This window comes from Noviherbaspirillum autotrophicum (genome assembly GCF_000818395.1).
GTDB lineage: Bacteria > Pseudomonadota > Gammaproteobacteria > Burkholderiales > Burkholderiaceae_D > Noviherbaspirillum > Noviherbaspirillum autotrophicum.
In genome coordinates this window covers 1-6,522 of record NZ_JWJG01000008.1, presented here as the reverse complement: position 1 = coordinate 6,522, position 6,522 = coordinate 1, and the positions used below count along the sequence as shown (strand labels likewise).

Below are 6,522 nucleotides of genomic sequence, written 5' to 3'. Positions count from 1 at the left end.
CGATAACCACCATTTAAGGGAGCGACCAAATGCAGATTGCGACGATTGGCCTGGACTTGGCAAAGAATGTAATTCAGCTGCACGCGGTTGTTGATGGCTAACAGGTCGAACCGGCGCTGAAAAAACCCGAGAATGGCTATGGCGTACCAGTCCGAGAAAGCAATGGGGAGTCAGCGCGCGAAAGCCCATTATGGTCCTGCTCTAAAACGAGCAAGCAGTCAGAGACTGGAGATACGTGCGCAGTCGTACCTCGACGCCAAAAACGAATTGATTGCAAACGAGGAGGAGTCCATATACGGACATTCCAAGGGCCGTTCCGCTCTGAAAGCAGCCGGATGGCCTATACGCGAGGCTCAGCCCCAACTGCCGTTGGGGTGAACAACTGAGGTGTACAGCTCCCCGATTAACCGCCGTTCAGCCTTGAGGGCAGGCGTACGGCAGCTTCCCAAACCCGTGAAAGCATACAATCGAGGTTGAGGCGAAATTCACATACGGTCGGTCGGAAGCGTAACTATCCGGCAACGACACGCTGCATCGATGTCTTGTCGTGCACCCAGGTGTCGTCAAAGAAGGTCACTTCTCCGCTGGCCAGGTTGTGTTTGGCGCCGATAATGCCTATCTTGCCGGCGGCGATCATGTGCTCAAGGATATAGCTGCGGTTGATGATCGATCGCACTGAGCGGCGCACATTCAGGTCGGCAACATTCTCCACGAACGCCGTGTTCTTCGAATTGCGCCTTGCCGGGTCCGGGGTGTGGCTCTCTTCGTACACCGCCGGCTGGATCTTCGACAGCAGTTCGGTCAGGTTGCCAAGCTCCACATGGTCGCAGGCCCCCTTGATTGCGCCGCACGAGGTATGCCCGAGCACGACAATGAGTTTCGACCCGGCCACGTGGCATGCGAACTCGAGGCTGCCGAGGATGTCGGTGTTGATCACGTTGCCGGCGATGCGTACGGAGAAGATGTCGCCCAAGCCTTGGTCGAAGATCAATTCTGCCGACGTGCGGCTGTCGATGCAACTGACGATGGTGGCGAATGGCCATTGGCCGTCGCGCGTTTCGTTGGCCTGCTGCAGCAAATCGCGGCTGGCGCGCAAGTTGTTAACGAAGCGGGCGTTACCGTCCTTGAGGAACTGCAAGGCAAGTGCCGGGGTGCAAGTGGCTTGAGTTTCGGAGGTATGCGTTTTCATGGTCGGGCGTATCTTGATTTTCGACAATTGGGCTTGTCCGCTATGGTAACTACAAGCAAAAATAATTAATAATCGATATTAGTTATCATATGCATAGTTAAAATCCTATGAACACCACTTTTCGCCAGCTGCGCCTCTTTTTGGCGCTGGCCGAGCACGGCAGTGTCACTGGCGCCGCCAAGGCATGCCATGTCACGCAGCCAACGGTGTCGATGCAATTGCGCGAGCTTGCCGACGCCGTCGGCCTGCCCCTATATGAACAGATCGGGAAGCGCCTTCACCTGACCGAAGCTGGCGAGGCGCTCGCCGCGACAGCACGGGCAATGCTCGACGAATGGATGGAGTTCGAGCAGGCCATCAATGCGATGAAGGGGCTTGAGCAGGGGCGGTTGCGCGTCGCCCTGGTAAGCACCGCGAAGTACTTCGTGCCGCGTCTGCTGGGCAGTTTTTGTACGAAACATCCGAACATCGAGATTGCTCTTGAGATTCTGAACCGCGATGGCGTCGTCGCGCGCCTGCGCGAAAACCGTGATGACCTTTACATCATGTCGATGCCGCCCGAGAGCCTTGACCTCGAACAGCATGCATTCCTGCACAACCCCTTGGTTTTGATTGCTCCCGCAGGGCACCGACTGGAGGGGCGCCATCTGGAACTCACTGACCTCCTGGCGGAGCGATTCATCCTTCGAGAACGTGGTTCTGGCACGCGCCTCGCATGCGATGCGCACTTCGCGCGCAGCGCTTTCGTACCTGCTGTGCGGCTGGAGTTGGGTAGTAATGAGGCGATCAAGCAGGCCGTTTCCGGTGGCCTTGGTCTTGCCGTGATCTCGCGCCATGCACTTCCAGCCCGGCCGGAGGAAGATCAACTGACCATTCTCGACGTGACGGGATTCCCGCTCCAGTCCCACTGGTTCACTCTGTATCCGCGCGGCAAAAAGCTTTCCCCGATTGCGGCTGTTTTCCTCGAACATCTCAAGCGGTCAGCATGCGAATGGAGTGAGCGGCGCGAGTCAGGCGTGTAGCAGGCAAGAATAGCCAACACCAACTACAGCCGAGTTGCTGCTCGCAGGTAGTCATCTTGGCCGACTGCTCTTTTCTGTTACCTGCTGTTGGAGTTTTGTCGAGGTGACCGGCCGGACAGGGTCGCCAGGCGAATTTCACCGCCTGTGCAGGACCGGCGGGTCACCTGTCTGTTCCAGACGCTCAAGAATCATTACGCAACGCGTTGTACCGGCCAGGTACGGACGGTCACTAGCGGTGCCCGATTGTCCGAAAGTCATTCGTTGCAGCAATGTTTCTCAGAGTGGCGGTTTGCTGCTGCGGGCGTAGGTGTGGCAGCATGGGGCTTCATTAGTCATATCATCGTTGAGAAATGACTGAACTCGTCGTCGGAATCTTCGTCGTCGTCTACTTGGGAATGATTCTAGGTGGCCTACCATTCTTACAGCTCGATCGCACAGGCATCGCACTGTTGGGGGCAATCGCGTTAATCGGCGTCAATGCAGTTAGCCTTGAGGAAGCGGCACAATCAGTCCACCTGCCGACCTTGATCTTGCTATTCGCATTCATGGTTGTGTCGGCGCAGATGCGTCTGGGTGGCTTTTACGACTGGTTGACGCGTTGGGTCGCCAAGTTGCCGCTGGCGCCGCCGCTGCTGATGGGGGCACTAATCTTGTCGGTAGCCGCGCTGTCGGCTGTTTTTAGCAACGACATTGTCTGCCTCGCCGTGGCGCCGGTTCTAATCGACGCATGCCGAGAACGGCGCCTTGCTCCAGCGCCCTTCCTGCTCGCGTTGGCTTGCGGTGCCAACATCGGCTCGGCTGCGACCCTGATCGGTAACCCGCAGAACATGCTGATCGGCCAGACGCTGCACCTGTCATTCGTCGACTATCTGCTTGAGGCGGCGTTGCCTGTCGGGATGGGCCTGATGGCGACCTGGGCCCTTGTGATTGCTCTCACAAGGGGGCATCTCGTCCATGCGGCCGATATTGCAGGGCACGCACCCTCGAAAGACGCAACCACGAATGAGTACATACCGCTGAACTCTTGGCAAACGATCAAGGGCATGGCCGTTACACTGGTGATCGTCGCCTGCTTTCTTTTCAGCGATTGGCCACGTGAAGTGGTTGCGCTGGCCGGTGCGGGCGTGCTGTTGACAAGCCGTCGTCTGCATTCGCGTCAGATGCTGGGCTTGGTTGATTGGGAACTACTGGTACTGTTCATCGGCCTATTCGTGGTCAACCATGCGCTGCAAAAAACCGGCCTGCCGGCGCGTATGGTCGCCGATCTGACGAATGCGGGTATACCACTGCAGCACCCCGGCCCCCTGTTCGTGGCGACTTTCGTGCTGTCGAACATCGTCTCCAACGTACCCGCAGTAATGCTATTGCTACCAAGCGTCACTCATATGCTGGCGGGGCCAACGCTGGCCTTGGTGAGCTCACTGTCGGGCAACCTGCTCGTTGTTGGCAGTGTCGCGAACATAATCGTTGTCGACGCTGCGGCGCGTGCCGGCATCACGATTAGTTGGCGTGAGCATGCCCGCATCGGTATCCCGGTGACGATCGCGACGCTGGCAATCGTCGCGGCTTACCTGGCGGGGCGCTGGACCATAGCCCACTGAGCGTCAGTCCCGACATGACTCAGCCGGTATGGCGTTGCTCCGATTTAAACAGGGCCGGTTGGCGCCAATCAAAATTTGTCTGGCATTTCTTTCCGTGGGATTGCTTTCGGACGCCAGTGAAGTGGCCTCTGTCAGTGTCCGCTTTTGGGAAAGTCGAATGGCCGCAACGGGTCTAGCTTCCGCAGACCGACTGCTTTCAGTCTGTTATCGATCACTCCATTAAAACGGCATCGAATAGAAATCCTTTCAATAACGGGAGGAATTCATGGAAGCGAACATCGACACCGCTGAACGCCATGCCCCTTGGAATAAGGGAAAGCTCTCCGGTCAAAAGGCGCGGCTGAATCTCAGGGAAATCGGGGAAGTCCGTACCCGGTCACCGCCCGTGCAGGCAGCGGAAGTCGGCGGCTCAATCCGCCTCGCCGCTAGCCCTGTCATTCCGAATGGCGGTGCATGACCTTCACGTAAAAGTAACCATGTTCACTCTCCGCTGAGATGCAACTTTGCCGTGGCGATTGCGGCGCGGCCAGAAGTGGCGAGCCTTGGCAAGAGCTTTGATTCATTCTCAATGTATGCCCAGATTTAGGGCTGTGGAGATGAAACGCCAAGGCGGGATAAGGTATCTACCGGAGGCTGCCAATACTGCCTACTCGACCGTAATGGAAAAAGCAGAATGGTAAGAGTGTTCTTCTCGATATCAACTGTCAATCCTTGGAGAATCGGATATGGATACACGTCGTCATCGCAACGTTGCCCGCTTCTTGTGTGTGTTGGGCATGTTAACCACCATTAATATGGTGCCGTCAGCGCAGGCCACCGGTACGCAGGCGACCAGCACTCAGGCAACCGGTAATTTTTATCAACAGCACAATCTGGTTTCCGACGGAGCCAATCCAGCGGATAACACCGACCCTAATTTAATCAATAGTTGGGGTATTGCCTTCAACCCGTTCGGTCCGGTATGGGTGGCCGATAACGGTACCGGCGTCAGTACACTGTACGACGGCAACGGCAAGCCGCAATCCCTGGTTGTCCAGATACCGTCACCAGCTAATGGCAGCGGGTCGGGCACACCGACCGGCATTGTGTTCAACGCCTCGACCGGCTTCGTCGTGTCGCAAGGCAGCGCATCGGGAGCGAGTAAGTTTATTTTCGCCACTGAAGACGGGGTGATTGCCGCTTGGGCGCCCAATGTCGATGCTACGCATGCGATTCGTATGGTCGACAACTCGGTAGCCACCGGCGCCGTCTACAAAGGTCTCGCGCTGAGCGCCAATGGCGACGGCAATCTGTTGTACGCGGCGGACTTCCACAACAATCGGATCGATGTCTTCGACAGCAGTTTCAAGCCGGTCACGCTGCCGGCAGGCGCATTTTCCGATCCCAACCTGCCTTACGGCTTTGCGCCGTTCGGATTGCAGGCCATCGGCGGCGATATCTATGTCTCCTATGCCAAGCAGGATGCGGCAAAGCATGACGATGTCGCCGGTGTGGGGCTGGGCTTTATCGATGTGTACGATCCCAATGGCACGCTGCTCAAGCGCTTGGTATCACAAGGATCCCTCAATTCGCCGTGGGGTATGGCGCTCGCGCCGGCGGGCTTTGGCAAATTCAGCGGCCGCTTGTTGGTCGGTAATTTCGGCGATGGTCTGATCCACGCCTACGATATCGCCACCGGTGATTCGGCAGGTACGCTGAAGGACGCAGGGATGCGGCCGATCCAGATCGATGGCCTGTGGGGCCTGGCGTTCGGTAACGGCTTTGACAAGCAACCGGTCAACACGCTGTTTTTCACCGCTGGTCCCGGCGATGAAAAGCAGGGGCTGTATGGTCGTATTGATGTGGCGCCGGACGCTGGGCAGGACAGCGGTCCGTGATGCAGCAGCGTGCCCCTATAACGCAAGGGAGGGAAATCCACAGATTTATTCACGCGACGACTTATAACCTATTTTGATAGGGCGCTACGCGGGGAAAGGAAGGCTGGGAAATTGGCCAAAAGAAGAGGTATTTCGGCCAGAAATTCTGTTCGAAACGCGACTGAAGCAGCGATGGCTGCTGGCTTGATAACCCACTGCGGGCACGCCTAGAACCATTGCTGCTAGTGGCCCAAGCTGCAACCATTTGGTTTGCGACTGACAGCAGGGTCAAACCGTGTGGCGATGAATACCCTTCTGCCGGTGCTACGACGGACCTGCAATGCAGTGCTCGCGACGGCACCGATTTGCTCCTACGCCGTGTACCGACTCTGCCGGGAATGGGTTACTGCGGGTACGTTTGGGACGTTCTGGTGTCTGGGCCTGATCGACTATGATCAACTCAAGAACATCGACCGGGGCTGGGTGGCATTTGATGAGACCACGGCAAAGCGCTGCTGGTCAGGGATAAATTTGCTCCAGCCCGTGCGACCGCGCCGTTGTTCCATCAGACTCCTCAGATAAGACGTCTTGAACGAGCGAAAGAAGAAGCGTTGGACTTTGCTGTCACTCGACCTGAGTGCACGTACGGCGGTCATTTCAGCGTTAAACATCCGCTTTGCTCCAAAGCGTCAGTCGATTGTGGGTCGAGGCTAATGGAATGGTCGCCCCTTCCTACAATGGCATCACAGTGCCCCAGTGGAAGCTGCGATAACCACCATTTAAGGGAGCGACCAAATGCAGATTGCGACGATTGGCCTGGACTTGGCAAAGAATGTAATTCAGCTGCACGCGGT

Annotated in this window: 5 protein-coding genes; 4 read left to right on the top strand and 1 reads right to left on the bottom strand. The window is 57.0% G+C overall.

Annotated elements, in window-relative coordinates:
- Positions 1 to 511 precede the first annotated feature (511 nt).
- On the bottom strand, positions 512 to 1,189 hold the full coding sequence (locus tag TSA66_RS00830; protein ID WP_040038609.1) for a carbonic anhydrase family protein: 678 nt from the start codon (positions 1,187 to 1,189) through the stop codon (positions 512 to 514).
- Between the two features lie 107 nt (positions 1,190 to 1,296).
- Here TSA66_RS00830 and TSA66_RS00825 point away from each other — a divergent pair, with 107 nt between their 5' ends.
- From TSA66_RS00825 to TSA66_RS00810, 4 genes are all read left to right on the top strand, one after another.
- The gene (locus TSA66_RS00825) at positions 1,297 to 2,211 is read left to right on the top strand and encodes a LysR family transcriptional regulator (protein WP_040038608.1); all 915 of its coding nucleotides are present in this window, start codon (positions 1,297 to 1,299) and stop codon (positions 2,209 to 2,211) included.
- A gap of 350 nt (positions 2,212 to 2,561) precedes the next feature.
- Positions 2,562 to 3,812 carry an anion transporter gene (locus tag TSA66_RS00820; RefSeq protein WP_040038607.1) on the top strand — a complete coding sequence of 417 codons (1,251 nt, stop codon included), beginning with the start codon at positions 2,562 to 2,564 and terminating at the stop codon, positions 3,810 to 3,812.
- Between the two features lie 265 nt (positions 3,813 to 4,077).
- Positions 4,078 to 4,269 (top strand): hypothetical protein, encoded by a 192-nt coding sequence (locus TSA66_RS00815; RefSeq protein WP_040038606.1) that lies wholly within the window; start codon positions 4,078 to 4,080, stop codon positions 4,267 to 4,269.
- 268 nt (positions 4,270 to 4,537) lie between these two features.
- Complete coding sequence (locus TSA66_RS00810) at positions 4,538 to 5,689, top strand: TIGR03118 family protein (RefSeq protein WP_232429367.1); 1,152 nt, start codon at positions 4,538 to 4,540, stop codon at positions 5,687 to 5,689.
- Positions 5,690 to 6,522: the final 833 nt, after the last annotated feature.